Source organism: Marinomonas algicola (genome assembly GCF_014805825.1).
Lineage (GTDB): Bacteria > Pseudomonadota > Gammaproteobacteria > Pseudomonadales > Marinomonadaceae > Marinomonas > Marinomonas algicola.
In genome coordinates, this window is sequence record NZ_CP061941.1 from 790,162 (window position 1) to 816,118 (window position 25,957).

18 protein-coding genes and 1 CRISPR repeat array are annotated in these 25,957 nt (G+C 42.7%); of the genes, 12 read left to right on the plus strand and 6 right to left on the minus strand.

What is annotated here, in order from left to right; genetic code table 11:
* Nucleotides 1–36: 36 nt before the first annotated feature.
* Nucleotides 37–1,325: direct repeats of the CRISPR family, unit length 28 nt; unit sequence GTTCGCTGCCGCACACGCAGCTTAGAAA.
* A 258-nt stretch (nt 1,326–1,583) separates the two neighbouring features.
* From IEZ33_RS03510 to IEZ33_RS03520, 3 genes are all read left to right on the plus strand, one after another.
* Complete coding sequence (locus IEZ33_RS03510; RefSeq protein ID WP_191602341.1) at nt 1,584–3,683, plus strand: ferritin-like domain-containing protein; 2,100 nt, start codon at nt 1,584–1,586, stop codon at nt 3,681–3,683.
* Between the two features lie 159 nt (nt 3,684–3,842).
* Nucleotides 3,843–4,763, plus strand: a complete 921-nt coding sequence (gene bufB / locus IEZ33_RS03515; RefSeq protein WP_240009620.1) for an MNIO family bufferin maturase — start codon at nt 3,843–3,845, stop codon at nt 4,761–4,763.
* A 29-nt stretch (nt 4,764–4,792) separates the two neighbouring features.
* Entirely contained in the window at nt 4,793–5,647 is an 855-nt protein-coding gene (locus tag IEZ33_RS03520) for an HvfC/BufC N-terminal domain-containing protein (RefSeq protein WP_191602342.1), read from the plus strand.
* A gap of 119 nt (nt 5,648–5,766) precedes the next feature.
* On the opposite strand, the gene lpdA is transcribed toward IEZ33_RS03520, so the two are convergent.
* Nucleotides 5,767–7,188 carry a dihydrolipoyl dehydrogenase gene (gene lpdA, locus IEZ33_RS03525; RefSeq protein ID WP_191602343.1) on the minus strand — a complete coding sequence of 474 codons (1,422 nt, stop codon included), beginning with the start codon at nt 7,186–7,188 and terminating at the stop codon, nt 5,767–5,769.
* Nucleotides 7,189–7,575: 387 nt separating this feature from the next.
* On the minus strand, nt 7,576–8,022 hold the full coding sequence (locus tag IEZ33_RS03530) for a c-type cytochrome (protein ID WP_240009621.1): 447 nt from the start codon (nt 8,020–8,022) through the stop codon (nt 7,576–7,578).
* Between the two features lie 284 nt (nt 8,023–8,306).
* Between IEZ33_RS03530 and IEZ33_RS03535 the strand changes: the two genes are divergently transcribed.
* The gene (locus IEZ33_RS03535) at nt 8,307–11,093 is read left to right on the plus strand and encodes an EAL domain-containing protein (RefSeq protein WP_191602344.1); all 2,787 of its coding nucleotides are present in this window, start codon (nt 8,307–8,309) and stop codon (nt 11,091–11,093) included.
* Nucleotides 11,094–11,121: 28 nt separating this feature from the next.
* Here IEZ33_RS03535 and IEZ33_RS03540 read toward each other — a convergent pair whose 3' ends face one another.
* A complete protein-coding gene (locus tag IEZ33_RS03540) occupies nt 11,122–12,510 on the minus strand; it encodes an MFS transporter (RefSeq protein WP_191602345.1) in 1,389 nt (462 codons plus the stop codon).
* Between the two features lie 341 nt (nt 12,511–12,851).
* Between IEZ33_RS03540 and IEZ33_RS03545 the strand changes: the two genes are divergently transcribed.
* Complete coding sequence (locus IEZ33_RS03545) at nt 12,852–14,615, plus strand: ABC transporter transmembrane domain-containing protein (RefSeq protein WP_191602346.1); 1,764 nt, start codon at nt 12,852–12,854, stop codon at nt 14,613–14,615.
* A 104-nt stretch (nt 14,616–14,719) separates the two neighbouring features.
* Here the strand turns inward: IEZ33_RS03545 and IEZ33_RS03550 are convergent, their stop codons facing one another.
* Entirely contained in the window at nt 14,720–15,415 is a 696-nt protein-coding gene (locus tag IEZ33_RS03550) for a response regulator (protein ID WP_191602347.1), read from the minus strand.
* On the minus strand, nt 15,412–17,061 hold the full coding sequence (locus IEZ33_RS03555; RefSeq protein WP_191602348.1) for an ATP-binding protein: 1,650 nt from the start codon (nt 17,059–17,061) through the stop codon (nt 15,412–15,414). Before IEZ33_RS03555 ends, IEZ33_RS03550 begins: the two co-directional genes overlap by 4 nt.
* Before the next feature lie 181 nt (nt 17,062–17,242).
* Here IEZ33_RS03555 and IEZ33_RS03560 point away from each other — a divergent pair, with 181 nt between their 5' ends.
* From IEZ33_RS03560 to IEZ33_RS03590, 7 genes are all read left to right on the plus strand, one after another.
* Nucleotides 17,243–18,226 carry a tripartite tricarboxylate transporter substrate binding protein gene (locus IEZ33_RS03560; protein ID WP_191602349.1) on the plus strand — a complete coding sequence of 328 codons (984 nt, stop codon included), beginning with the start codon at nt 17,243–17,245 and terminating at the stop codon, nt 18,224–18,226.
* 109 nt (nt 18,227–18,335) lie between these two features.
* The gene (locus tag IEZ33_RS03565) at nt 18,336–18,809 is read left to right on the plus strand and encodes a tripartite tricarboxylate transporter TctB family protein (protein ID WP_191602350.1); all 474 of its coding nucleotides are present in this window, start codon (nt 18,336–18,338) and stop codon (nt 18,807–18,809) included.
* A 4-nt stretch (nt 18,810–18,813) separates the two neighbouring features.
* A complete protein-coding gene (locus IEZ33_RS03570) occupies nt 18,814–20,355 on the plus strand; it encodes a tripartite tricarboxylate transporter permease (RefSeq protein WP_191602351.1) in 1,542 nt (513 codons plus the stop codon).
* A gap of 312 nt (nt 20,356–20,667) precedes the next feature.
* On the plus strand, nt 20,668–21,570 hold the full coding sequence (locus IEZ33_RS03575; protein WP_191602352.1) for a siderophore ABC transporter substrate-binding protein: 903 nt from the start codon (nt 20,668–20,670) through the stop codon (nt 21,568–21,570).
* An 11-nt stretch (nt 21,571–21,581) separates the two neighbouring features.
* On the plus strand, nt 21,582–22,511 hold the full coding sequence (locus IEZ33_RS03580; protein WP_191602353.1) for an ABC transporter permease: 930 nt from the start codon (nt 21,582–21,584) through the stop codon (nt 22,509–22,511).
* Between the two features lies 1 nt (nt 22,512).
* Complete coding sequence (locus IEZ33_RS03585; protein ID WP_191602354.1) at nt 22,513–23,499, plus strand: iron chelate uptake ABC transporter family permease subunit; 987 nt, start codon at nt 22,513–22,515, stop codon at nt 23,497–23,499.
* Entirely contained in the window at nt 23,496–24,254 is a 759-nt protein-coding gene (locus tag IEZ33_RS03590; RefSeq protein WP_191602355.1) for an iron ABC transporter ATP-binding protein, read from the plus strand. Before IEZ33_RS03585 ends, IEZ33_RS03590 begins: the two co-directional genes overlap by 4 nt.
* 218 nt (nt 24,255–24,472) lie before the next feature.
* Here the strand turns inward: IEZ33_RS03590 and IEZ33_RS03595 are convergent, their stop codons facing one another.
* Nucleotides 24,473–25,861 (minus strand): aminotransferase-like domain-containing protein, encoded by a 1,389-nt coding sequence (locus tag IEZ33_RS03595; protein ID WP_191602356.1) that lies wholly within the window; start codon nt 25,859–25,861, stop codon nt 24,473–24,475.
* Nucleotides 25,862–25,957: the final 96 nt, after the last annotated feature.

Here is a 25,957-nt window from a genome sequence, read left to right on the forward strand (position 1 = left end):
GCATGTTGTAACTTATTTTTTTGTAACTACACTGTAGTTCGCTGCCGCACACGCAGCTTAGAAAGTTTTACAACAGCGGCCTAAAACACGCACCGCGTTCGCTGCCGCACACGCAGCTTAGAAATCGCGAACGATTAGCGGTAATGTCGGCCTTAAGTTCGCTGCCGCACACGCAGCTTAGAAATCGTTTTTACACGGCATCCGTCTCGGATTGATGTTCGCTGCCGCACATGCAGCTTAGAAAAACAAAAAGGATTGGATAATGACACACGAAGAGTTCGCTGCCGCACACGCAGCTTAGAAACTTTGTCGGAAACACTCGCTTATACTTTCTTGGTTCGCTGCCGCACACGCAGCTTAGAAAAATACGAAACCCAGTCGGACGAAAAGCCTTGGGTTCGCTGCCGCACACGCAGCTTAGAAAAAGTAGGGCTTTTTTTTCGTCTCTTTTTTACTTGTTCGCTGCCGCACACGCAGCTTAGAAACTGATTGGTTCCACAGGAAGGGCAAACGGTATGTTCGCTGCCGCACACGCAGCTTAGAAAAAGAGGGCATTGAATCACCGTATTTTTCAGCAGTTCGCTGCCGCACACGCAGCTTAGAAATCATTCGGGAGCAATGGGATCACCGCATTGGGGTTCGCTGCCGCACACGCAGCTTAGAAAGCCACCCGTAGACACAACGAAAGCTGATTCTTGTTCGCTGCCGCACACGCAGCTTAGAAATGATCAACTCGCGTATCAGCTCGGAAGCCTTTGTTCGCTGCCGCACACGCAGCTTAGAAAACTCAAGGCGCTGGTTTTGATCTGTGGGATGAGTTCGCTGCCGCACACGCAGCTTAGAAACGTCAATATTCTCCATGTCCCCGTCAACCCTAGTTCGCTGCCGCACACGCAGCTTAGAAAGTGGATGTTAGAAGAAGAAAAGCCTACTTATTGTTCGCTGCCGCACACGCAGCTTAGAAATTGCGCGGTGCTGCGGAATGAGTTGGCCAGTTGTTCGCTGCCGCACACGCAGCTTAGAAACTGATTGGTTCCACAGGAAGGGCAAACGGTATGTTCGCTGCCGCACACGCAGCTTAGAAATTGCAGGGAGACTTTTTTATGGGTATGAGCACGTTCGCTGCCGCACACGCAGCTTAGAAATTGTTGAGTCGAAACAAAAGCGCGGATTGATTGTTCGCTGCCGCACACGCGGCTTAGAAAGTCAGGAAGAGCAATAGCTGCCTTGTCTAAGCCTTCACCGCCGAACACGCGGCTTAGAAAAGAAAGCGACAGTCGTAACTTTTCGAGTAATAGTTCTCTGCCGCACACGCAGCTTAGAAATGATGCGATCAGTGCCTTAGCCCAATTCTTCTCTTCACCGCCGAACACGCCGCTTAGATAGGATGTGTCAGTTTTGTCGTGTTGAGGCCGCGATTTACGTTTTAATGTTATGGACTGTAATGGCTATTTTTGTTGGATTCGGGGTATTTTTTGACAGGTGAGTTTAAAGAGAAGGCACTGTGCAGCTGTCTTTTCGTGACCTTTACTGAGCAATGAGAGAGTTGTTTGGTCGTCTTTACCAGTCAGGAGAGCGGTTCTATGTTACAGGAATATGTATCTAAATTTAAAAAGCGTGATGTGAGTTTTCTTGAAGCCGATTTAGCGTGTGCGCGCTCTATTGCTCAGGCGGCGGTGAATGTGGAGCTGTTTACCATTCCGCTGTATATGACATCGCTTTATTCTATTAAGGGCATGCATCAAATTAACAGTAAGGGCAGTGATTTGTATAAAGGTCGCTGGTGGCCGGGAGCTGGGGCGACGTCAGGGACCGCTTTGACGACCAATGAAACGGTGTTTAATAAGGTCTACAGTGTGTTTATTGAGGAGATGTTACACCTGCAATTGGCGTCTAATATGGCCAATACCATTGGTGTAACCCCTATTTTTACCAGTGGTGCGTTGCAAACAGAGGATTTCGGTTGGAAGTGCTATGAGAAAGGCGCCACGCAAATTCCGCATATTTTGGATTTTAAAGACTGGAAGGGCAAAGACCCAGATTTAAGCGGTCTGACCGTTGAGCTTAGAGCCATGAATCAGGCCCAGGTGGAGCTGTTTTTAGCGGTTGAGGAAACAGAAGACCTTGGCAAGGAGATGCTGCATAACCCTGAGGTGGATCGTGGGGAGGGTTGCAAGGGACATAAGTATTTTGAAAATGCGCCGTTTGATTGGTTTACCTCTAGCATGGGCGAAGAGGATTTGCCTTTGTTTGGCTCTATTGGGCACATGTACTTATGTTATTGGGATTATTTGGAAATTGAATACACCGATGGCACGGATCTGTTATCGCATTTAATGGCAAGGTTGCAGAGAGATCAGTTTAATAATGTGCCAGAGCGTGACGCGAAGCAATATCCAGGTATTAAAACGGAAATTGACAGCGGTAATACCGATCTAATAAAAGTGAAACTGCAATTGATCAATAACATCAATGCCATCACAGACCAAGGTGAAGGTGCCGATGTTGTGAAAACCATTGTTGAGCGTTGGAAGTCTCAAGCGTGGGCGACATCCTTTAAGGAATCCCAAGAGAAAAAAACTGGCTCCGTGGGTCGTGTCCGATACAAATTTCAGCCGAGTAAAGAGGGGTTAATTAAAGATTACCCAGGCTATGATGACGCGGGTAATCCGACGGCGGCGGCATCCGGTTCGGCACAGGCTCGTTTTGACAATGGGGACAAAGACCACTATGAGCTGTTTGCTGAAGTAAAAGAACTGATCAAGCATGAGGATTACATGACGTGGGATGTTTGGCATTTAGAAAACGCTTACGACCCATGGACGGCAGACATGTTAGGGGAGGATGGTGCGCCAAACCTTCCCGCCACAGCGGACATTGCGGCGGCGCTGAATCGCTTAGGTTCAGAGTCGAAAATTGATGACACTTTTACTACGTTCAGTCAATCGGCCGTTGGAACAATCAAAGGCATTACAACCTCGCTTAATAAATACTGGGCCAATCCTAAAGCGCAATTTCCGTCTCCAGCGATGGGAGGGTCTGGTGATCGCGTGTCGATTTGTTGGTCCGTTACGGGTCGATGTCCTGATCTGGTGTCTGGTATTGAAAATCAGCAGGCTGGTAAACTTTACCATGCCTGTCAGGGGATGATCATCGATGAAGTGGGTTTGACGCCAGAAGAAGACCAGAATCTGTGTGCGAATACCTTAACTTATCATAGCTGCAAAGGCTCGAATGATTGTAAAACGCAAGGTGGATGTGGTTTTGTGCAAAGTGCATCTGGTGGTGGCAATTGCAGCAGCTCGGCGGCTTCCGGTCTGAAAAGCGCGCCAGCTGATAATTTATGTGGCGGCTTTGGTGGTTGCGCTGTGCCTATTTCGGCTTCTCAATTGTACCCGGAACAAGCGGATGAGAACTCGTCAATGCAGTTGTATGAATTTGGCCCTGCGCCTACATTCCATGCGGATAAAACACAATGGCCAGAAGTGAATTCGGGTGTAGAGAGTGACGCTGAATCTATGCCATTTGCAAAGGGCGATGCCGTGTACGATATTGCATGGCAGGCGTATTGTGCGGCGAAAGGTCTTGTAAAAGTCGTAGATGATGGTGCCGACAAGAAGGTAGAAATGCCAACTCCACCCAAACCAAGTGACATTCGTTTGGCGTTACCTCCTTCGACTTAATGTATACGTGGTTGATACGGCACTCAGTCAGTGAATCATGACGCCAATAGAAAGATATCAGGTTTGGTGAGCGTCACTTGAAGTCAAATGGCTTGAGTGTTTATATCAGAATAGGGCTCCCGTAAAGGGGGCCTTTTTAACACAATAGGGAGTGATATTGTGTCTGAGCAAAAAAGGCAACCTGTCTCTATCGAATCGGGTTCGGGTTTGGGTTTTGGGGTTGGGTTAAGAACACCTCACTTTCCGCATTTGATGCAAAACGAGCATTGGAGTGTGGATTGGTTTGAAATTATCAGTGAAAATTTCATTGATAATTATGGCTTTGCGCGCCATGTGTTGGAAAAAGTACGAGCGCAAAAGCCGATTGTGATGCACGGTGTGTCGATGAATATCGGCAGCAGCGATCCGTTAAATCAAGTCTATCTTGAAAAACTGAAACAGTTGGCGCATGAAATTGAGCCTCAGTGGATATCAGATCATCTGTGTTGGACTGGAGTGATGGGAGTAAACAGCCATGATTTATTGCCCATGCCTTTCACTGAGGAGAGCTTGGGTCATGTCGCGGCCAGAGTGCAATGCGTACAAGACTATTTACAACGTCCCTTGGTGTTAGAAAACCCCTCTACTTATTTAGAGTTTCAGCAAAATACTTTTACAGAGTGGGACTTTTTGAGTGAGCTAGTCAAGCAAACGGGCTGTGGTTTATTGTTGGATGTGAACAATGTTTATGTGTCGTCTCATAATCATGGTTACGATCCGGAAACCTTTATTCGAAACCTCCCTCACGATCACATTGTACAAATGCATTTGGCTGGCCCGACGTTAATGGGAGACTGTTTGATCGATACACATGACCAACCGGTGCCGGAAAAAGTGTGGGCGCTGTATCAACTGGCTCAGTCCTTGGCGGGTGGTCAAGTGTCGACTCTGTTGGAGTGGGATGCCAACATTCCTGAATTCCCCGAGCTTGTTGCTGAGTTAAATAAGGCACGTGATGTGCTAAATGGTAACCTGCCTGCATCTAAAAAGGTCTTTAACGCCGTTGATGATAGGGTGCTGTCGACACCGCTGCCGCGCTAGAGAGTAGTTAACGAATAGGTTGAAATGATATGAACACGGTAACGCTAAAGCAAACCCAAGAATGGATGATGACCCTATTGACAGTGAGGGGAGACCTGAGACAAAAGGTCATGAGTGCTTCTTCTCATACTCAGTTGCCTTTGGGTGTGTTTGCTTCAGAGGATAGGTTTCCAGCCTTTTACCACCGGTTGAACATTTATACGGCGGGTTATGTGATGCGTCTGGTTGAATGCTTGAAGTCGGAATACCCAATGCTGCAACGCTTTATGGGTGAGCGGGTCTTTGTGGACTTTGCGAAAGCGTATATTGTTACTCTGCCGTCGGTTAACCCCAGTTTATACGATTTAGGCGCGGGATTCGCTGAGTTTCTTGAGACGACTCGACCAAAGGCAAATTACACGCCAGAAGAAGAGCCTTTTTTTACAGTACCGACTGAAATAGCCCGTATTGAAAGAGCGAAATTGGAAGTGTCATTAGCGAAAGGCTTTGAAGACGAGTCGTTTGATCGTCCAAATAAGTGGGCTGATTTTGCACTGTTTCAGCAAAGCTTCAAGGTGAAAACACCGTCTTGTCTACGGTTAATCTCACTTTCTCACACGGTGTTTCCTTTAATGAAGAGCATGGAGGAGGGCATTGAGTATGAGATGCCAGTCGCGGAATCGAATTTTTTAGCCTTGTCTCGTATGCATTATAAGCTGTGTGCTTTAGAGCTTGAGCCATGGCAGTTTGACTTTTTAGGGTTGTGTCAGAGGGAAACAGAGTTTTTGACTTGTGTTGCCGCCGTTAGTGAAAAGGCGGGGTTGGATCAAGGTGAATTATTGGCAAGTTTGATGTTTTGGTTACCGACAGCGGAGTCGAAAGGTCTTCTGAAAGTGGAGCGATAAACCAGCCTTTAAGTCCTGTCATTTACTGTTCATTACGGTTCATTTTTCTCTTTACCGATTAAACAGAAAAACACCTTAATGGTACTTTTCATTAAGGTGTTTGTTTTTGTCGTACCGTATTATTTCTTTTTAACGGCTTTAGGGTTTGGTAAATCTGTGATGGTGCCGTTGGCTAATTCAGCGGCTAAGCCAACCGTTTCATTGAGCGTTGGGTGTGCATGAATAGTGAGTGCAAGGTCTTCCACTTCGGCACCAAATTCAATGCCTAAACTGAGTTCCCCTAACAATTCCCCAGCGTTTTTACCGACTATCCCTCCACCAAGTAGGGCTCCATTGTCCTTGTTGTAGATTAACTTCGTTTTACCTTCACTACGATTGGCGCCTAATGCTCGGCCACTTGCGGCCCATGGAAAGACGGCGGTAGAAAAGTTTAGCCCCTTTTCTTTGGCTTCTTTTTCTGTAAGTCCTGTCCATGCGACTTCTGGATTAGTATAAGCAATAGAAGGAATGGTTAATGGGGCAAAGTAGGCTTTATGGCCAGCAATCACTTCTGCAGCGACGTGACCTTCGTGGGTAGCTTTATGGGCCAGCATGGGATTGCCTACGATGTCCCCGATACCAAAGATGTGTGGCACATTGGTACGTTGTTGATCGTCTACTGGGATAAAGCCACGTTCGTCTACTGTCAAGCCAGCCGCTGCCGCATTAATCAAATCACCGTTTGGTTTACGACCAACGGCCACTAATGCGGCATCAAATTTTTCTGTCCAAACCTTGCCTTTGCTGTCTTCTGCGGTAACGTAAAGCGCGTCTTTTTTAGCGTCAATACCGGTAACTTTGGTTCCTAAGCGCACATCAAAACGGTCTTTATTGTAGTTTTGATAGACGTTAACCAAGTCTTTGTCTGCCGCTGGAATTAATTGATCTGCAAATTCAACGACGCATATTTCACTACCAAGTTTTTGATAAATAGTGGCCATTTCAAGGCCAATGATACCGCCACCTAAGATCAATAACCGTGGTGGGACGGAACTGAGTGTAAGGGCGTCAGTGGAGTCCCAAATACGAGGGTCATCAGGTATGAAAGGTAACGAAACAGGGCGCGAACCAGCGGCTATAATGGCGTTTTTAAACTTAATGCGCGTTTCTTCATCGTTCTTCACAACACTTAATTCATGTGGTCCAACAAAAGTACCATAGCCATGCACTGTGTTGACTATACGGCCTTTAGCCATGCCCATGACACCTTGAGTTAATTTGCTAACGGTTTTGTCTTTAAAGGCGCGAATCTTGTCTAGATCGATAATAGGTTGATTAAAAGTAATACCAATGTCTTCGGAATGTTCCGCTTCAGTCAACACTTCGGCCACATGCAGTAAGGCTTTAGAAGGAATACAGCCAACATTTAAACAAACACCGCCCAGTGTCTGGTAATGTTCCACCATAGTAACGTTCATTCCAAGGTCTGCTGCACGGAAGGCGGCTGAATAACCACCAGGACCTGACCCCAATACTAAAACATCTGTTTCAATCGTTGTCATTTCTTTTTCTCCTTACCACATGGTTGTTTAGATGAATTAGTGATCATGATAGCACGCTATTTAGAGATTAAATGGTGGTTTTTTTATAGGCACTATTCGAGATTATTCATCGGTTTACTGTGTGTGAACGACTTGAGCAAGAATGATGAGACTGCTTTCGTGCAAATATTTTGAGTTGATTAACTGAGGTAGTGGTAGTGAGTTTAAGATCGCTCGATCATCACTTGGTGACTCGACGCTTGATTAATTTTTGCTTCAATTGAGTTGAATGTAACGCCGTGAATGTTGAGTTTTAACAGAGAGTGATTGAAAAATTGTCAGATTAAGAAAAGTTTTAGGCAATAAAAAAGCGCCCATTGAGCGCCTTTTTATTTCAATATCAAGTGACTACTGGCTATTTTCAACCATGTAAGTAACCGCACTTTCAATTTCTTCGTCCGTACATGTTGCGCATGTTCCACGAGCCGGCATCGCATTTAGACCATTAATTGCATGGCTTACGAGAGTCTCCATACCTTGAGCTATACGAGGAGCCCAGTCACCAGCGTTACCAAATTTAGGCGCATTTGCCACACCAATAGAGTGGCATGCTGTACAGAAGGTGCCGTAAATATCTTCACCTGAACGAGGGCCATCGGATGTTGCTACCGCAGCAGAAGCGACTTCACATTCTTCACCAGCAATACACACGTTACCAATTGGTGCTATACGTGCAGCTATTTCTTCAGGGCTTTGACCGTAGGCATTAACAGTCGAGCTAAGTAGGGCAGAAAAAGACGCAACAGCAAAAAATGCTACTATTTTGCGACTAATAATTTTGGTTAGCAAACTCACAATGAATTACCTCGATCATGAAACTATCTAGTTGGAATTTAAACCGCGTCAGTATAGCGAGAAATGCATTATGGGGGAACCTTAAGCAGAGTAATTTACGTCCAAAATGCCGTCATAAGTCAATGAATGTATTTATTGAGGTCGTTTAATGCTTACACTATTGCTATATATAAGCCTTTTACGTCTCTATATGGAAATGGCTCGATAATTATTTATTACGAATTTTCTTGTGATTTCTCTGAATTCATCTAAATTAAATGTGGTATGGGAAAAGGAGGGATTTTTTGTATCTAAAATTAAAGCTGAGCCAAAGGATTGTGATTGTGGTGATTTTATGTGTCGCCCCAAGCTTATTCCTCGCTGTATTCAATGCTTATTCCAGTTATGATTCATTGTTAAATCAGCTCAATCAAAATGCTGAGCGTTTTGCCGAGCAATTAACGCAGCAACACGTTACAAAAATAGAAGAGGGTAAAGAGATACTCTCCGCTATTTCTTTATTTCCGGAAGTGAAAAACCCACTTTATTCTGGATGTCAGGCCGTTGTCAGACGGCATGTCCAGCTTTTCTCTGTTTTCTCTAATATTGGTATTCCATTAAGAAATGGGGATTTGTACTGTAATGCTACCCCGATATCAGGCTCGGTTAATGTGGCTGATAGGCCTTATATAAAAAAAGCCATTCAAACGAAATCGGTATCAGTCAGTAATCTACTCTTAGACCGAACTCAGGGGGAATATAGCATTAATATGGCGCACCCTATTCTGAACAATCATGGCGAAGTGACGGCCTTAGTTGTGGGGGTGATGCCTTTGACATGGTGGGAAAAAAGTTTACAAAGTATTAATGAAAACCACTTAGATATTACGTTTTTTATTACGGACTCTAATAGTCGCGTTATTACTAACTACGGTGTAAACGCACCTAATTTAGGGTCGTTTTTTAATTTGCACTTGCAAAATAACGAGCGCATCTCAGTGACTAATGAGGACGATCATTTTGCGGGAAACTTGCCAAATTCCAGTGATACCAATTTCGATGGGTATATTGTATCAAGAAAAAGTGTCGGATTAGACGGATCTAATCAAGATAATGCGTTAACTTACTGGATTGCATTACCTAAAGAAGCTAGCTACAACAAGGCGATCTCCAAGTTACTGAAAGACAGTTTGTTGGTCTTAATTGTCTTAGTGATTACACTTTTATTACTTTGGCTTTCGGCTAATTTTTTATTCCTGAGCCCTCTTCGACGTTTTGCTGTGCAGCTTTTTCCTGAGATGGTTGACTCGAATAACAAGCCTAGACTATCGATTATGGCGTTAGACGAAAGTATAAAAGATGTGGTCAATCGACAGAAAATCACCTCAAAAACCTTATCTGATACAGAGCATAAATTATTAAATGCGTATAAAAAGCAAGAATTACTGTTGAACAGTTCGCCTATCGGTTTTATTGAGCTGGATACCAATGAGAGAGTATTAACCTGGTCTGATCGCTGTGAGTCTCTTTTTCATGTCTCTGAAGAAGAGGCGCGAAATATGAGTTTAGCTGACTTACAAAATGTGTGTTCTGATAAACAGTATAATGATTTATCTGAGTTAATCGCAGCGATAAAAGAGAATCAAAATGCGAGCTCTATTATAACCAATAGCACCTATTTTTTAGAGAAAAAGCCAAACAAACTTTATTTTCAATGGAATCTATCTAAATTAGAGGGGGAGTCATCCGGTTTTTCCACTGTGCTAACCGTTGAAGATGTGACACAGCAACAAATTCAAAATCAGGTTTTATCTGAAAGAGCCAGTAATGACTGGTTGACAAAATTACCGAATCGATACTCTATTATCGAATCAATAGAAAAACTTATTGCGTCTTTTAATACGGCGCGCTTTGCCTTAGTTTTATTTGATTTAAATGGGTTTAAATACATTAATGATAATTTTGGTCATGATGTAGGGGATGAGCTATTAGTCAATCTAGCGAACAGAATGCAGCGCTTGTTATTAAAAAATGAAATTATTGCCCGTTTAGGAGGTGATGAATTTTTATTACTTATTAAGGCGGATTCTTCCGATGACATTTTATTAGAGAGGGCTAATCGACTTTATAAGGCGTTTTTTCTACCTATTGAGGTAAAAGACAGAAAATTCCGCTTCTCTGCGAGCGCAGGCATCGCTGTGTACCCTAATGATGGTGAAGAGGCAAATCTTCTGATTAAGCGTGCCGATATAGCGATGTATCAAGCGAAAGAAAAGAAACGTTCTTTTTGTGAGCTTTATAACGAAGATATGGAAGTAGATGGACTAGCACGATATGAGCTTGAAACCGAGCTCAGGCATGCGGTAGAAATGAACGCTTTTACCGTTTATTATCAGACTATAGTCGATTCTCAGACGAATGTTATCACCAGTGCTGAGGCCCTCATTCGTTGGCCGCATGGTGATAAAGGCTTTGTGCCACCAGGAGAGTTTATTCCTGTGGCCGAAGAGGTTGGCTTAATCAATGAAATTGGTTTGTTTGTCATAAAAAAAGTGATCGAAGACCTTCATGGTTTGCGTGAGAAGCTTGGCTCAAGCCTACAGGTCAGTGTTAACTTATCTCCCCTTCAATTAAAAGATGCGGAACTAACGAATTATCTTACCGAGTTAGTGGCTAAGTCGCCGTCAATTTCCCAATATCTTGTTTTAGAAATCACAGAAAGCGTGTTTGTAGATGACCGTTCTGTCGCTAGGATCGACTTTTTAAGGTCATTAGGGTTCTTAATCTCTTTAGATGATTTTGGTACGGGTTTTTCAAGTTTAAGCCATATTTCTAGAATGCCGATAGACATTTTGAAAATTGATCAGAGCTTTGTGAGTAAAATGTTTGAAACCGAGCGAGATCAAAAATTGTTGAAAAATATTGTTGCCATAGCGAAAGATTTAGACCTTAAAACCATAGCTGAAGGGGTCGAAACGGAAGCGCAGCAGGCTCTTTTAGAACAAATAGGGTGCATTTCATTGCAGGGTTATTTGTTTGCGAGACCCGTGCCATTAGAGCAATTACCGAATGTTACTCAATCAGAAAAATAGCTAGGGTCTTCAGCGATGGTTTGAGAAGTTAACGCTTATAATATGAGATATAAGACGCCAGCAATGCTAGGGCAAGCGATACTCCAAATGTAATTTGCACGACAAGAAGTAACAAAGGGTAGTTCTCTGATTGAATGGCAACGTCCCCAAGTACAATAGACATCAACATGAGAACAAATGCTGTACTTAGCATGTTTCCCATGGTTCGCGACAAATTCATAATAGAAGAGACAATACTGAGTTTGTCTCCTGATACGGACCCTAATGCTGAGCTGTTATTTGGTGTCGAGAACAGCCCAAAACCAATTCCGAGCAATATCAGACTAATGATGATAAGACTCATTGATGTGTCCATGTCTACCCAGACTAATACCATAAAGCCAAGCGAAAACGTCAGCCCTCCTACTGTGGTAATGATTTTCGCACCATATATATCTGATAAACGTCCACTAAAGGGAGATAAAATCATCATGATGACGGTTTCAATCAGCAATAAGCTACCAGCTTCACTAGGAGACAAGTTGTGTATGTATTGAAGATAAAGGCTTAATAAAAAAACAATCGGAAAGTTGGCCGAATACATTAAAATACTGGTGTACATGGAGCCCACCAACGCCTTGTTTTCATTGAGTGCTTTTATGCGAATCAAAGGTGAATCCGTTCGGTTTTGATGCTTAATAAAGACCACAAATAATAGGATACCGATAATGGTATAAAGAATATGCAGAGGGTCTGGAAGCTCTGAAACACCAATGAAAAAAGCACTCACGCTTAACGCAAATAAAACGCTGCCAACCCAATCAATTGGGCCTGATTCCTCATTTTTCCAATCGCCTTTCACATTGCTAATAATGAGAAGTAAAGCCACCAGCATTAAAGGAATTGGCATTAAAAATACGCCTTTCCAATGGATATGCTGGGTAATCCAACCACCAACGACTGGACCACAACTTAAACCAAAATAGATTGTAGATGACGTGATTCCTATGGCCGTACCTCGGTTGGAATTGGCAAATACAGAGCTGATAATGGCTAATCCAGTGCCGAATATAAAAGCGGTTGAGAGCCCTTGGAAGACACGTAAAGCCAATAATGCTTCTATATTTTGGACTAAAATGACACTTAACGAGACGAAAGAAAACCCAATACATCCAATTAAATAGAGCTTCTTTCTGCCTTTTTTATCGGCCAGTCGTCCTATCGGTAACATGATGATTATGGAACCCCACAAGAGAGCGGAAGGAATCCAACTCACCGATACGGCATCGGCGTTTAAATCTTGAGCAATTGAGGGAATGGCAATATTGGCGGAAGACATGGTTAAACTGACAACAAATAAAGCAAGACAAACGCTGATTAATACTAGCCACCGTGCACGAGCATTATCATCATAATACGATTGTTGTTCAGCCGACATGATAGTTCCTTTGTTGATAATTTAGTCAACATTATAACGCGAGAATAAGCAGAATTCTTTCTTTAAAAAAAGATCTTATTTTGTGCTTAATCCGGCTTCTAACGTCCAACGAAAGATAAGTCATTTGAACACTTGTCGTAATGGAAATATGTAACTTAGTAACGTGTTAAATGAAATGCTTTTACCTTAAGAAAGAAAAGGTAATAAAAATACAAAAAATCAATTTCCTACTTTCTTACCTGATTAAGCAAGATAAAGTATTGTCGATTGGTCTTACAGACGCCATGATGGATGGAAATAAAGGGTATAAACCGCCATGTTTAATCTATTAAGGAAAGACTATGTCAGTATCATCAACCAACGGTTTTAAGACCTTGCAAAAATTATGGCCTTTTCTGCGTCCTTACAAATGGGTTTTAGTGGGTGCCTTGCTGTCTTTAGCGGTAACAGCGGGTACAACACTTACCATGGGAAAAAGTATCCAATTACTGATTGATCAAGGCTTTATTGGCGAATCTTTGGATCAATTAAATCAAACACTAGGTTGGATGTTTGCGGCTGTTGTGCTGATTGCCGGTGGAACTTTCGCGCGTTTTTATCTGGTGACTTGGCTAGGTGAACGAGTTACAGCCGATTTAAGACAGGCTATTTTTAGTAAGATCATTACTCTGCATCCGAGTTATTTTGAAGAAAACCGTTCGGGTGAAATAATGTCTCGCCTGACGACAGATACAACCTTATTGCAGTCTATCATTGGTTCCAGTTTAAGCTTTGCTTTGCGCAGTTTTGTGATGATGTTAGGTGGTTTGGTCATGCTTTTTATTACGAATATAAAGTTGACTTTAATCGTATTGGCCGTTGTCCCGCTTGTGTTGTTGCCTATTATTATCTTTGGTCGTCGTGTACGCAAACTGTCACGAAAAAGCCAAGATTCCATAGCCGATGTGGGTACCTATGCTGGTGAGATTATCCAGCAGATCAAAACAGTACAAAGTTATCGACACGAGGCGCTTGAAAACATCGCTTTTTCCAATGAAGTAGAGAAAGCCTTTGGTGTCGCTAAACAGCGTATTTTACAACGCTCTAGTCTGATCTCGATTGTGATTTTATTTAGTTTCACGGCGATTGGTGCCATGCTGTGGGTGGGTGGCTACGATGTCATGAATGGCAACATGACGGGAGGAGAATTAGCCGCATTTGTGTTTTATGCTTTGCTGGTGGCGAGTGGCGTAGCGTCTGTATCGGAAGTGTTAGGTGAAGTTCAACGGGCGGCGGGAGCAACAGAGCGGCTGATTGAATTAATGGACGAAGAGAGCCTTATCAGGTCTCCTGAGCAGCCTAATCCGTTATCGGCTCAGCATGATGTCCATTTAGCCTTGTCTAACGTCACTTTTAAGTACCCTTCACGCCCTGATACGGCGGCTTTGTTGAACGTAAACTTACAGATAAACACAGGGGAGTCCGTCGCTATTGTCGGCCCAAGCGGCGCGGGTAAGTCAACCTTGTTTGAGTTGTTATTGCGCTTTTATGACCCTCAAGAAGGGCAGGTTTTATTGAATGGTACAGACCTAAGAACGTTAAGTCTTGATGATGCTCGCGGCCAAATAGCACTGGTTCCACAACAACCCACTTTGTTTAGTAGTGATGTTTGGCATAACATACGGTATGGCAATCCGACAGCGACGGATGAGCAAGTTAGGGCGGCGGCAAAAGCGGCTTATGCACTGGATTTCATCGAAAAACTTCCGCAAGGGTTCAATAGTTATTTGGGGGAGAATGGTGTTCGACTAAGTGGTGGTCAGAAACAGCGTATTGTCATTGCAAGAGCGATCTTAAGTGATACCAATATTTTATTATTGGATGAAGCAACGAGTGCGCTGGATGGAGAAAGTGAATTTAACGTGCAACAGGCTTTGGAGACAGCCATGGAGAATCGTACAACCTTAATTATTGCTCACCGCTTATCGACTGTGAAAAATGCCGATAGACTGATTGTGATGGACCAGGGGGAGATTGTCGCTGTGGGCACCCATTCGGATTTATTAAAAACATCGATCTTGTATCAAAACTTGGCTAAGAGGCAGTTTTCAGAAAGCGTATTTTAGCCTGTGAGAAGTGCTAAAAATGAAGTCTAGACTTAGTGCTTCTCAGTCTAGACTTCATTCATTTTTTGTGGCGATCGATCAGACCGTGTTTGTCATCGTGATGATTATTTTATGTTGTTTAAGTAGCGCCTTTCTGGCCGTCCTACACTACCATAACTGACTTCGGCCATTAACTCTCCTCGGCTGACAAGGTATTCCAGGTAGCGTCTTGCCGTTGTTCTACTGGCATTGATTTCTTTTCCCACATCTTCTGCGTTAAGAGGTTCTTTTTTCTCGTTAATGACTTCGATAACCTTTCCAAGAGTCAGGGCATCAATTCCCTTTGGTAAATGCAATGCCGTTTGAATCGGAGGGGTGTTAATATTACTAGGGGTAAATTGGTCGACATCTACTTGGACTAAGGACTCCATTGCATGCAATTTATTGAGGTGAGTCGCGTAGTTACTTAAGGCATCTTTTAAGCGTTCAAATACCAGTGGTTTCAGAATGTAATCAAATATTCCGCCTCTTAATGCCGCGCGTAACGTATCGGTTTCACGGGCTGCGGTAATTAAGATCACATCGGTTGAGCTGTCTTCAGAACGAATATAACGCAGCAGTTCTAAACCATTACCTTTAGGGAAATGCACATCCAGCAACAAGAGTTCAGGTTTTAATACATCCACTAAATCACGTGCTTCATCGAGGCCATGTGCGACACCAACTAATTCAAACCCTTCAATTCGCTCTAAAAAACGTTTTTGAATTTCAGCTATTTGCACGTCATCTTCAGCAATAACAACACGTATAGTTGAATTCATATGATCTCTCCTGTCATCGTTTCAATGCCTGTTGTCGGTGCGTTTTTGGGTATATAAACCGTAAAACGGCTACCGCCAGTATCGGCAGGATCGATGGTTACGGTGCCACCAAGCCGATCGAGCAGTTTATATACTAAATGGAGGCCGATTCCATGACCAGACTTTCCTTTAGTAGAAACACCTCTTTCAAAGATACGTTCTTGTTCTTCAGGAGGTATTCCAGCCCCTTGGTCTTCTATCTCAAAGATTAAATCATTCCCGAGATCGGTCATGGTTAAGCAGACGTCACCGCCTGAACCTTGCGTAAGCAGTGTGGTTTCAAAGGCATTATCCAGTAAATTACCAATAATACTGACCAGTTGCTCTCTTGGTATGTGATTTGGAATATCGGTCATATGACTTTCTGGATCTATGGTTAGGGTTAACCCAAGTTCACTCGCTCTATTGTATTTTCCAAGCAAGCAACCAGCCAATATAGGGTCAGGTACGGCGGCCACCAGTAAGTGAATTAAGGCTTGATGATTTTCGGTTTCCTGCCCAATTAGCGCTAAGGCTTCTTTTGTCGCGCCTATTTGAATTAAGCCCGCAATAGTATGAAGTTTGTTGGAATATTCATGAGTTTGGCTGCGTAAGCTATCGGCATATTGCTTGATGCGAGTGAGTTTACGGCTGACCATTGCCAGTTCATCTTTGGGTCTGAAACTGGAAACGACTCCAATGATTTGACCTTCCTGACGAACCGGTAGGCGGTTCGTTATAAGACATAGGTCGCCTAGCCAAAACTCTTGGTCAAATTGAGGTTGACCGTCTTCGAGGACTTCGAACATTTGACTGTCTGGTAATATTTTTTGAATAGGCTCGCCTAATAGTGGCACATTATCGGATAAGTTTAAGGTATTCAATGCGGCCCTGTTACACGTAGTAATACGCCCGTCCGCATTGATGGAAATGATCCCTTCTCGAATGGATTCTAACGTGGCGTTTCGTTCTTCAAATAATAAGCCGATTTGCTCCGGCTCAAGCCCAAAAATGGCTTTTTTGAAATGATTAGAAAACCAAATGGCAATTAATATACTGGCCATGAAAGCGGAGAGCATCACAATTAATAAAGTGGTGCGATAGCGGGAAAGAATAACATCGACCGTATCCAGCATAAAGCCAACGGAAACGATACCAACTATTACGTCGCCTTTTTGATCAAAAATAGGTGCCTTCCCTCTGATTGAGGCACCCAAGCTGCCAGTCGCTTTTCGTACATACGGTTTACCCTCTAGTAACGCCGGTTCATTATGGTCACCTTCATCATCGTACATAGGCTTGCCAATGCGAGAAAATGTGGGATGAGATAATCTCACACTGTCGCTATCGCCTATGACCACAAAGCGAGCGTTGGTTGTGTCTGCTAAGTGCAGGCTAAGTGGCTGCAAGTAGGTGCTGTTTTTTTCTTCAACCGCCGTAATGATTTCAGGCATGGCCGCGATGACCTTGGCGACATCAAGAGCACGTTCCGCGACTTGTTCTTCAAGCGATTCATTCAAGTAATTTAGGGCAAACAGGCCTAAGGTGCCCGTTTGCAGTAAGGCCATCACACCAAGCATGAGGGTCATACGAGTTTTAAGCTTTAATAGTCGTAAAAAATTTGTCATACAGTAAACGCTCTTTTTCTCTCTATGGTATCTAAGAGTGCCTAAAACTTCCTGTGAACTTTATGAACAAAATGAATTTTAAGTATCATATAGCCTTTAAGCACATAATATTTGTAAAAAATGAATTGCCTAATATATTTAAGACTCTTAATTACAAATATAAAAAAAATGAGGTCACAGCATGTTATCTAAGTTTATCTCTCGTAATAAATCTACGCTATTAGCCGCCGCATTGGTGTCAAGCCTAAGTGCAGGAGTCGCTCATGCTGCCGTGGATGAGATTCATTTTCTAATCCCTGGTGGTGCTGGCGGTGGCTGGGATGGTACCGCTCGTGGCGTCGGTGAAGCATTAACCAAGTCTGGTTTGGTAGGCAGTGCGTCTTACGAAAACCTATCTGGTGGTGGTGGCGGTAAAGCCATTGCAAGTTTGATCGAAAAAGCCGATCAAAGTCATGATACATTAATGGTTAACTCTACTCCTATTGTTATCCGTTCATTAACGAAGGTATTCCCTCAATCTTTCCGTGATTTAACACCTATTGCCGCTGTTATTGGTGATTTCGGTGCTTTTGTTGTTCCAACTGATTCGAAATATCAAACGTTTCAAGAAGTCGTAAGTGATTTTAATGACAATCCTCGCTCAGTAGCAATTGCTGGTGGATCAGCTCGTGGCAGCATGGACCATTTAGTTGCAGCAATGGCGTTTAAAGCAGCTGGTGGTGATGCACGTAAACTAAAATATGTGGCTTATGATGCTGGTGGTAAAGCCATGGCAGGTATTCTATCTGGTGATGCCCATGTACTTTCAACAGGGTTCAGTGAAGCCATTGCTCTAGCGAATGCTGGTGAAGTACGCATTTTGGCGATTACGGGTGAATCACGTTCTGCAACCGCACCGGATGTACCAACACTAAAAGAACTGGGTTATGACGCGACGTTTGTTAACTGGCGTGGATTCTTTGGCGCTCCTGGTTTGCCAGAAGCTGAAGCCGATGAATACGCGGCAACAATTGGTGAAATGTACAAAAAAGATGAGTGGGCAACGGTTCGTGACCGCAACGGCTGGACTGAAATTTTCATCCCTCGCGCTGATTTTGTAACATTCCTAGAGCAACAAGAAGTTGAAGTTGGCAACCTTATGCGCGAGCTTGGTTTCTTAAAATAGTCGCTCCTTCGTAGCGGTATTTCCAAAGCTTCAAACCGACCGTTTGAAGCTTTGTCTTAATTATGCATTTCAAGATAGGCGGGCAGTTGATCCGTCAAAGGTGAACCCTATGATTATTACGAAAGATCATATTGGCGGTTTGGTATTTCTGTGCCTGTCTGCCGCCTATGGTTATTATACAGGCGATATTTCTATGCTGCCGGGAGATGAATATGAGCCCTTTAATGCACAAACTCTACCGAGCATATTGTCTTACATGGGTGGAATTCTTTCGATTGCTTTGCTCTTGACGGCAAGCCGAGATGCGAGCGATCGTTTATCTTTTAAAGGTTACGACTTTCCTCTTGTTATTAAGTTGTTGGTTCTAGTTGTCTTATTTGGTATTGCGCTAGAATGGGTTGGTTTCTTAGTTTCAACGGTGTTCTTTTTGATTTGTGGCTATTGGTTGTTAGGTGAACGTAAGTGGAAAACGCTACTCATCGCCTCTGTTCCTTTTGCGTTATTTATTTGGTTCTCACTATCCCAGCTACTGGATATTTATCTTGCCCCAGGGCGTTTAATCACTATGTTGTTTGGAGGTTAAGACCATGTTAGAAGGTATTTTTACTGGATTAGGCACGGCCCTTATGCCATTCAATATTATGATGGTTGTGGTGGGTTGTTTTGCTGGTACTTTCATTGGAATGTTGCCGGGCCTTGGACCCATTTCGGCGGTTGCACTGATGATTCCAATTACCTATGGGCTTGATCCGGCTTCGGGTATTATCTTGATGGCGGGTGTTTACTACGGTGCCGTATTTGGTGGTTCAACGTCATCTATTTTGATTAATGCTCCAGGTTGTGCAAGTACAGTGGTGACATCATTTGATGGCTATCCGTTGGCTCAACAGGGGCAAGCGGGTAAGGCGCTTGCCTTGGCGGCCTACTGCTCATTTACTGGCGGCACAGTGGGGGCCATTATCCTGTTATTTGCGGCGCCCGCACTTGCCAAGGTGTCTTTAAGTTTTCAATCTGGAGATTATTTCGCGCTGATGGTGTTAGGTCTAACGGCTGTAGCGGCTTTCTCTGGAAAAGGGCAAGTTATTAAAGCCATGATCATGACGGTGTTTGGCTTGATGATTTCCACTGTCGGTATGGATACCATGACTGGTGCGCCACGATTTACTTTTGGGAGTGTGGATTTACTGGATGGCGTTAGCTTTTTGTTATTAGCCATGGCAACTTTTGCCTTAACAGAAGTGGTTATGTCATTAATGAAGCGACAACACCTTGAGGAAGATCAGCCTATTGATATGGCGGCCTTAGGCAGTATGAAGTTAAGCAAAGAAGAAGTGAAAGAAGTGGCTCCAACGGTGGCTCGTTCTTCTGTCTTTGGATTTATCATTGGTGTATTGCCTGGTGCAGGTGCCACTATCGCCTCTTTCTTGGCATATGGTATGGAGCGCAACTTCGCTTCAGCGAAAGAAAAGTTGAAATTTGGCCGCGGTGCCTTACGCGGTTTAGCGGCTCCTGAAACGGCGAATAATGCCGCTTCTACCGGTTCTTTTGTACCACTTTTAACGTTAGGTATTCCTGGGTCAGGTACAACGGCGATCATGTTGGGGGCTTTGATTGCCGCAGGCGTTCAGCCTGGTCCACGTTTGTTTGTTGATAACCCTGATGTGTTCTGGTCAGTCATCATTTCTATGTATTTTGGTAATCTAGTGCTCTTGATACTTAACTTACCATTGATACCCTATATTTCACGTTTGCTGGCTATCCCACGTCAAATATTGATTCCTTTGATTTTGTTCTTCTCTATCACAGGTGTCTATTTGGTGAGCTTTAATACCTTTGATATCCAAATGATGGTATTTATTACTGTTATTGCTCTATTTCTTAAAATGTTGGAATTTCCAATGGCCCCGATGCTACTTGGTTATATTTTAGGCGGTATCATGGAGCAAAACTTGAGCCGATCTTTGGTAATGTCAGACGGAAGTTTGGACTTTATCTGGGAGCGTCCTTTGACACTGACGATAATCACGATTGCTGTTATTCTGCTATTTATGCCGCTTATTAGTAAGTTTTTTGAATCAAGAGCGAAGAAAGGCATTGAATCGTCTGTAAATACAGGTGAGGGCGGTTAGCTTTTTCTAATTTTTTTGTATTGGTCTGATGAGGTGCTTGTGACTGTGAAGGCATCCATCAGACCTGTTTTTATGGCCCCTTCAACCTTCTTTTCTCCTCCTCTTTTAACATCACCTTGCCGTTTTTACTCTTTTCTTTTTTTGATCAATGACAATGACAACTAAGGTAACCTTGTTACATGCTGAGTTTAATTGAGTATCGTGAGAATAAAGTTGTAATCTAAGTAAAAATCGTTATCATTTCTTTTTATTTTTTTGTGTCTCTAAAAGTCACATTTATACGCAAGCTATTCACTGCATAAAAGGTTGATAATGAAAAAACGTACTTTACTTTCCAGCTTCTTGAGCCTCTCTCTCTTTTCAATCAATGTTTTGGCGACAACTCAAATTGAACACCATCAAGGAACGCAGAGTTTTGATGCGGTACCAAAAAAAGTCATCACTTTTGATTTATCAAGTTTGGATACGATGGATTCTCTTGGTTTGGATGTTTTTGGCTTGCCTAAAGAGTTTGCTAATGGCCATTTAGAGAAATTTAAAGATGAAAGGTATACGAATGTTGGTTCTTTGTTTGAACCGGATTACGAAGTTGTTGCGGCAAGTCAGCCAGATTTGGTCATTATTTCAGGTCGTGCATCCAATGCGTACGATGGGCTGTCTGATATTGCGCCTACAATTGATTTAACCATTACGGGTGAGGATTTTTTAAATCAATTTAAAGAATCTAGTCGCAAAGTTGCGGCGATCTTTGATAAAGAATCTGAACTTGAAAGTCAGCTTGATCAGTTGGATCTGAAGGTTAATGAGATTAAATCCTTGGCAAAAACCTCAGGTAATGCGTTATTTATTTTAACGAATGGCGGAAAAATATCGGCATATGGCTCTGGGTCTCGTTTTGGTTGGTTGCATGACGACCTCGGTATAGAGCCTGTTATTAAAGATATTAAAGCGGCAACCCATGGCGATCCAGTCTCTTTTGAGTTTATTTTGGAAACGAACCCTGATTGGATTTTTGTTCTTGATCGAGACTCTGCAATTGGTCGATCTCAAGATGCCGCAAAAACGCTGCTAGATAATGAGTTGATCCATAAGACAAAAGCATCGAAAAACAATCAAATTGTGTATTTAAACGGCTTTAACTGGTACATCCTTGCGGGTGGCATGACGGCGACGATGGAAAGTGTTGAGGAAGTGCTGACGGCTTTAAGAAAATAGATGATTAATACATGAAAAAGATATCTTTTTCCATCGTAATGCTGGTGATAATGCTGTCTATCATCAGCATTTTTGTTGGTGTTCAGCATTTGCATTTTTCAGCTGAATCGTTTGACCTTGTTCTTCTGTCTCGTCTTCCTAGAACGTTAGCGTTGATTCTTGCGGGAGTCTCCTTGTCCGTTGCTGGCGTTATTATGCAGCAGTTAGCTCGTAATAAATTTGTAGAGCCAACCACGACGGGAACGGTTGAATCAGCCACGTTGGGCATGCTTTTAATGCTGATTTTTTACCCTGACGCGAGTGTGATTTATAAGTTAATCGTCGCGTGCATAACGTCTATTATTGGTACGGGTTTTTTTCTGCTATTACTGCGTAAAGTGCCGCTTCGTTCCGATGTTATTGTGCCGTTAATTGGCATTATGTATGCCGGAGTAATTGGAGCCGTTATTACTTTTATTGCCTATAGAATGGATCTATTGCAATCGATATGGGTTTGGACACAAGGCGACTTCTCTATGATTCTAAAAGGTCGCTACGAGCTTTTATGGTTTGCAGGTATCTTGAGTGTCGTGGCTTATTTTACGGCAGATAAGTTCACTTTAGCAGGTCTTGGGAAGCAAGTTAGTACTAACTTAGGGTTGAATTATAATGGTATATTCATTTGGGGTTTGGTGATTGTGTCATTAATTACAGGCGTGACTGTGGTGAACTCCGGCATCATTCCTTTTCTAGGGTTAGTTGTGCCAAACATTGTGAGTATTGTTATGGGTGACAACTTGCGTAGGTCGTTACCTTTTGTGGCGCTTGTCGGTGCGGCTTTAGTTCTTTTTTGTGACATCCTCGCACGTTTGATTAATTTTCCTTATGAAATTCCAATTGGCACTGTCATGGGGGTGATTGGAAGCGGCCTCTTTCTCTATCTATTATTAAGGAGGCAGTAGTATGCGTATTCAATCGGTTACACATTTTTTGCAAACGTGGCTAACACCTCAATATCGACTAATGATTGCGGCTTTGGTTACCTTGGTTACTATCGGGTTATTTATGAGTTATGGCGTAAAAGCCAGTTGGGAATTTACAATTATGTTTCGTGGCAAAAAATTGCTCACGTTTCTAATCGTGGCATTTTGTATTGCTTGCTCCACATTATTTTTTCAAACATTGAGCCATAATCGTATTATTACACCGGCGATTATGGGATTTGATTCGCTGTATATTTTGATTCAGACCTTGTTGGTTTTTTCAATTGGCTCCTTACAATACGCCCAAATGAATGAGTATGTTAAATGGGGATTGGAGGTGTTTGTTTTAGTGTTTGCTTCCAGCTTCTTATTTCAATGGTTGTTTATAAAAAAACAACTGAATTTGTATATTCTTATTCTCATTGGGGTCGTGCTTGGGGTGTTTTTTCAGAGTATTTCTGGCGTGTTTATGCGTATGATCAGCCCAACAGATTTTGCTGTGTTACAAGATTCTGCTTTTGCTAGCTTTGGTGCTGTTGATTTTCATTTATTAATGATTTCAGCTTTAGTGGTGCTGTTTATTTTGATCTTTATTGTGCGTAATCACCATAAGCTTGATGTGTTGGCTCTAGGTAAGTTTACCGCGATTAACCTTGGTGTTGATCAGGCTCAATTAACCCGCCTACTTATTATCGTGATCTCTGTGCTGGTCGGGTTGTCTACTTCCTTAGTCGGTCCGGTAACTTTTTTTGGATTACTGGTGGTGAACCTAGCGTATTTTTTAACCGGTAGTCATTTACATCGTTTTTTGATTCCTATGACAGTGTTCATTGCCATGATTACTTTAATTAGTGGCGAATTCGTGTTGCAGCATGTTTTGCATTACAACACGAGACTCAGCATTATTATTGAATTTGTCGGTGGCCTCTTCTTTTTAAGCTTGGTGATTAGGAAAAAAATTGCATGATAAAAACCCATCAATTATCGCTTAGTTATGGTGATACATCGGTATTAAAGAATATTAATGTCCAATTTCGCACTTCTGGTATGACGAGTATTATTGGACCAAATGGTGCGGGTAAGTCGAGCTTGTTGTCTTTGGTGTGTCGATTGCAACAAGCAAGTAGTGGTTCTGTCACCTTTGATGAACAAGACATCCATGCGATTAAAAGTGCTCAACTCGCGACTAAAATGGCCATTTTGAGGCAAGAAAATCATCTGATGACACGCTTAAGTATTGAAGATTTAGTGTGTTTTGGTCGTTTTCCATACCATCAAGGCCGTCCAACTAAAGACGATTTCGAAAAAATAAATCGAGCTATATCCTTAATGGAATTAGACAATCTTAAAGCCCGCTACATTAATGAGCTGTCTGGCGGGCAACGACAAAGAGCGTATATCGCCATGGTGTTGGCGCAAGATACAGATTATATTTTTTTAGATGAGCCGCTTAACAATCTAGATATGAAGCACAGTGCGAATATCATGAAGGTACTGAGGAAAGTCACTGATGAAATGAATAAAAGCGTCATTTTGGTCATTCACGATATTAATATTGCCGCTTGTTACAGTGATGAAATCATTGCGATGAAAGAAGGCGAAGTCGTTTGCCAAGATACGCCTGAAGTGATCATGAAAAATGAAAGATTAAGTGCGCTTTATGACATGCCACTGACGGTGGAAACCCTTCATGGCAAACCTGTGTGTTTGTATTACCTTTGAAGACATTGTGTGGCTAAACGGTGTTGCTAGGCTGTTCTCTAGGGAGACTGTGTTTCTAAACTAAAGGGAGTCTGCCATTTTTATAGTTAAACGTGGGACGTTCATTTACGGCTACTTGAGTTGGGAGAGGGGGCTGTTAGTTATCTGTGTGCGTTTCATTTTTATTTCATAAAATTCCCATGAGGCGCTTCAGCGTTAGAAGTTTAAATATGAATCCTCTATTCTTGTTGCTTTAAAGCCCATAGTAGTACATCAAAAATCTTTTGTTCGGTGCATTGAGCGACATTAAAACGTAAATAATCATGAGCCTTTTGAGATTGGCTAAAAACATTGCCAGGTGCCAAAATAACGCCTTGAGTTAAGCTGTCTCGAGCTAATTGCGTCGCGTTTTTGCCATTTGGAAGCTGACACCATAGAAACATCCCGTCTTTAGGTTGAACCCAAGGTTGAATGCCCAGTTCACTAAGTTTTTCTGACGTTTGTATACGTTGCTGAATAAGCCAGTTATGAAGCTTTTCCATGTGTTTTCGATAGCCGCTGTCTGTAATGGTTTGCAGTATGATTTCGCTATCTAAGCGATTACCACTAAAGGATGTGGCAATTTTTAAATCGACCAGCGGTTCAATCCATTCTTGTTTAGCCGCAATATAACCACAGCGCACCGAGGCCGATACTGTCTTTGAAAAACTACCGATTTCGATTACCTGCGCCAAACCATCATAGGAGGCTAATCGAGGTGCACGAGTGGTTTCTAAATCCGCAAAAATGTCATCTTCAACAATGATTAGATTTGAAGCCTGTGCCAGAACCAGTAGTTTATGTGCTGTACTGGGTGAAAGGTGCGCACCTGTTGGGTTGTGAATACCTGAATTAGTGATATAGAGCCTTGGTCTGTGTTCACTTAATGACTCGGCAAAAAGTTTAAGGTCAGGGCCATTGGGTGTGAAAGGAACCCCGATTATATTCACTCTGTGCGCTTTTAGTAATGCATGAAAGTTAAAATAACATGGATCATCCACTAAAACAGTATCACCGGGAGATAGGATAAAACGACCGATAAGATCGATCGCTTGGGTTCCCGACTCGGTTAGCATAATCTGCTCACTACTGGCTTCAATATTATGATTCAGTAAGCGGCGTTGTAAAAATTGGCGAAAGGCCAGAGAGCCTTTTGGTGGTGCATATTCGGTAAGGTCGATTGAGTTTTTACGTGCAAGGCGGCGCAGAGCTCGTTTGATGCCGTCTTGATAGAGCCATTCAGAAGGCAGCCAGCCACAACCTGGCATTAGCGTATTTTCTTTGGGTTCAAGAGATTCACGTGATACCCAAAAAGGGTTGATTTCCCGTTCTAATTTTGGCTCAAAATGAGTCAAGTTGAGTGGGGCAACGGGGCCTGCAACAAAAAAACCAGATCCTGGACGAGATACGATGAGGCCTTCCGCAACCAAACGATCGTAAGCTTCGACGACGGTTGAGATAGACACTCCCATCGCTTTCGATTGAGCTCGTACCGATGGTAATCGTGTATTGGGTAAGAAAGCGCGTGACGCAATTTTTGTTTCAATGTTAACCATAACGGATTCAATTAATGTGCCTAACTGAGCCATTGCTAAACCTCAATTTTAAAATTGTATTGCTCATAAAGCCGATACAGTTTTGATAAACTGTATCGGTCTGTATCTCGTTTTAGTATCGGCTTTTTG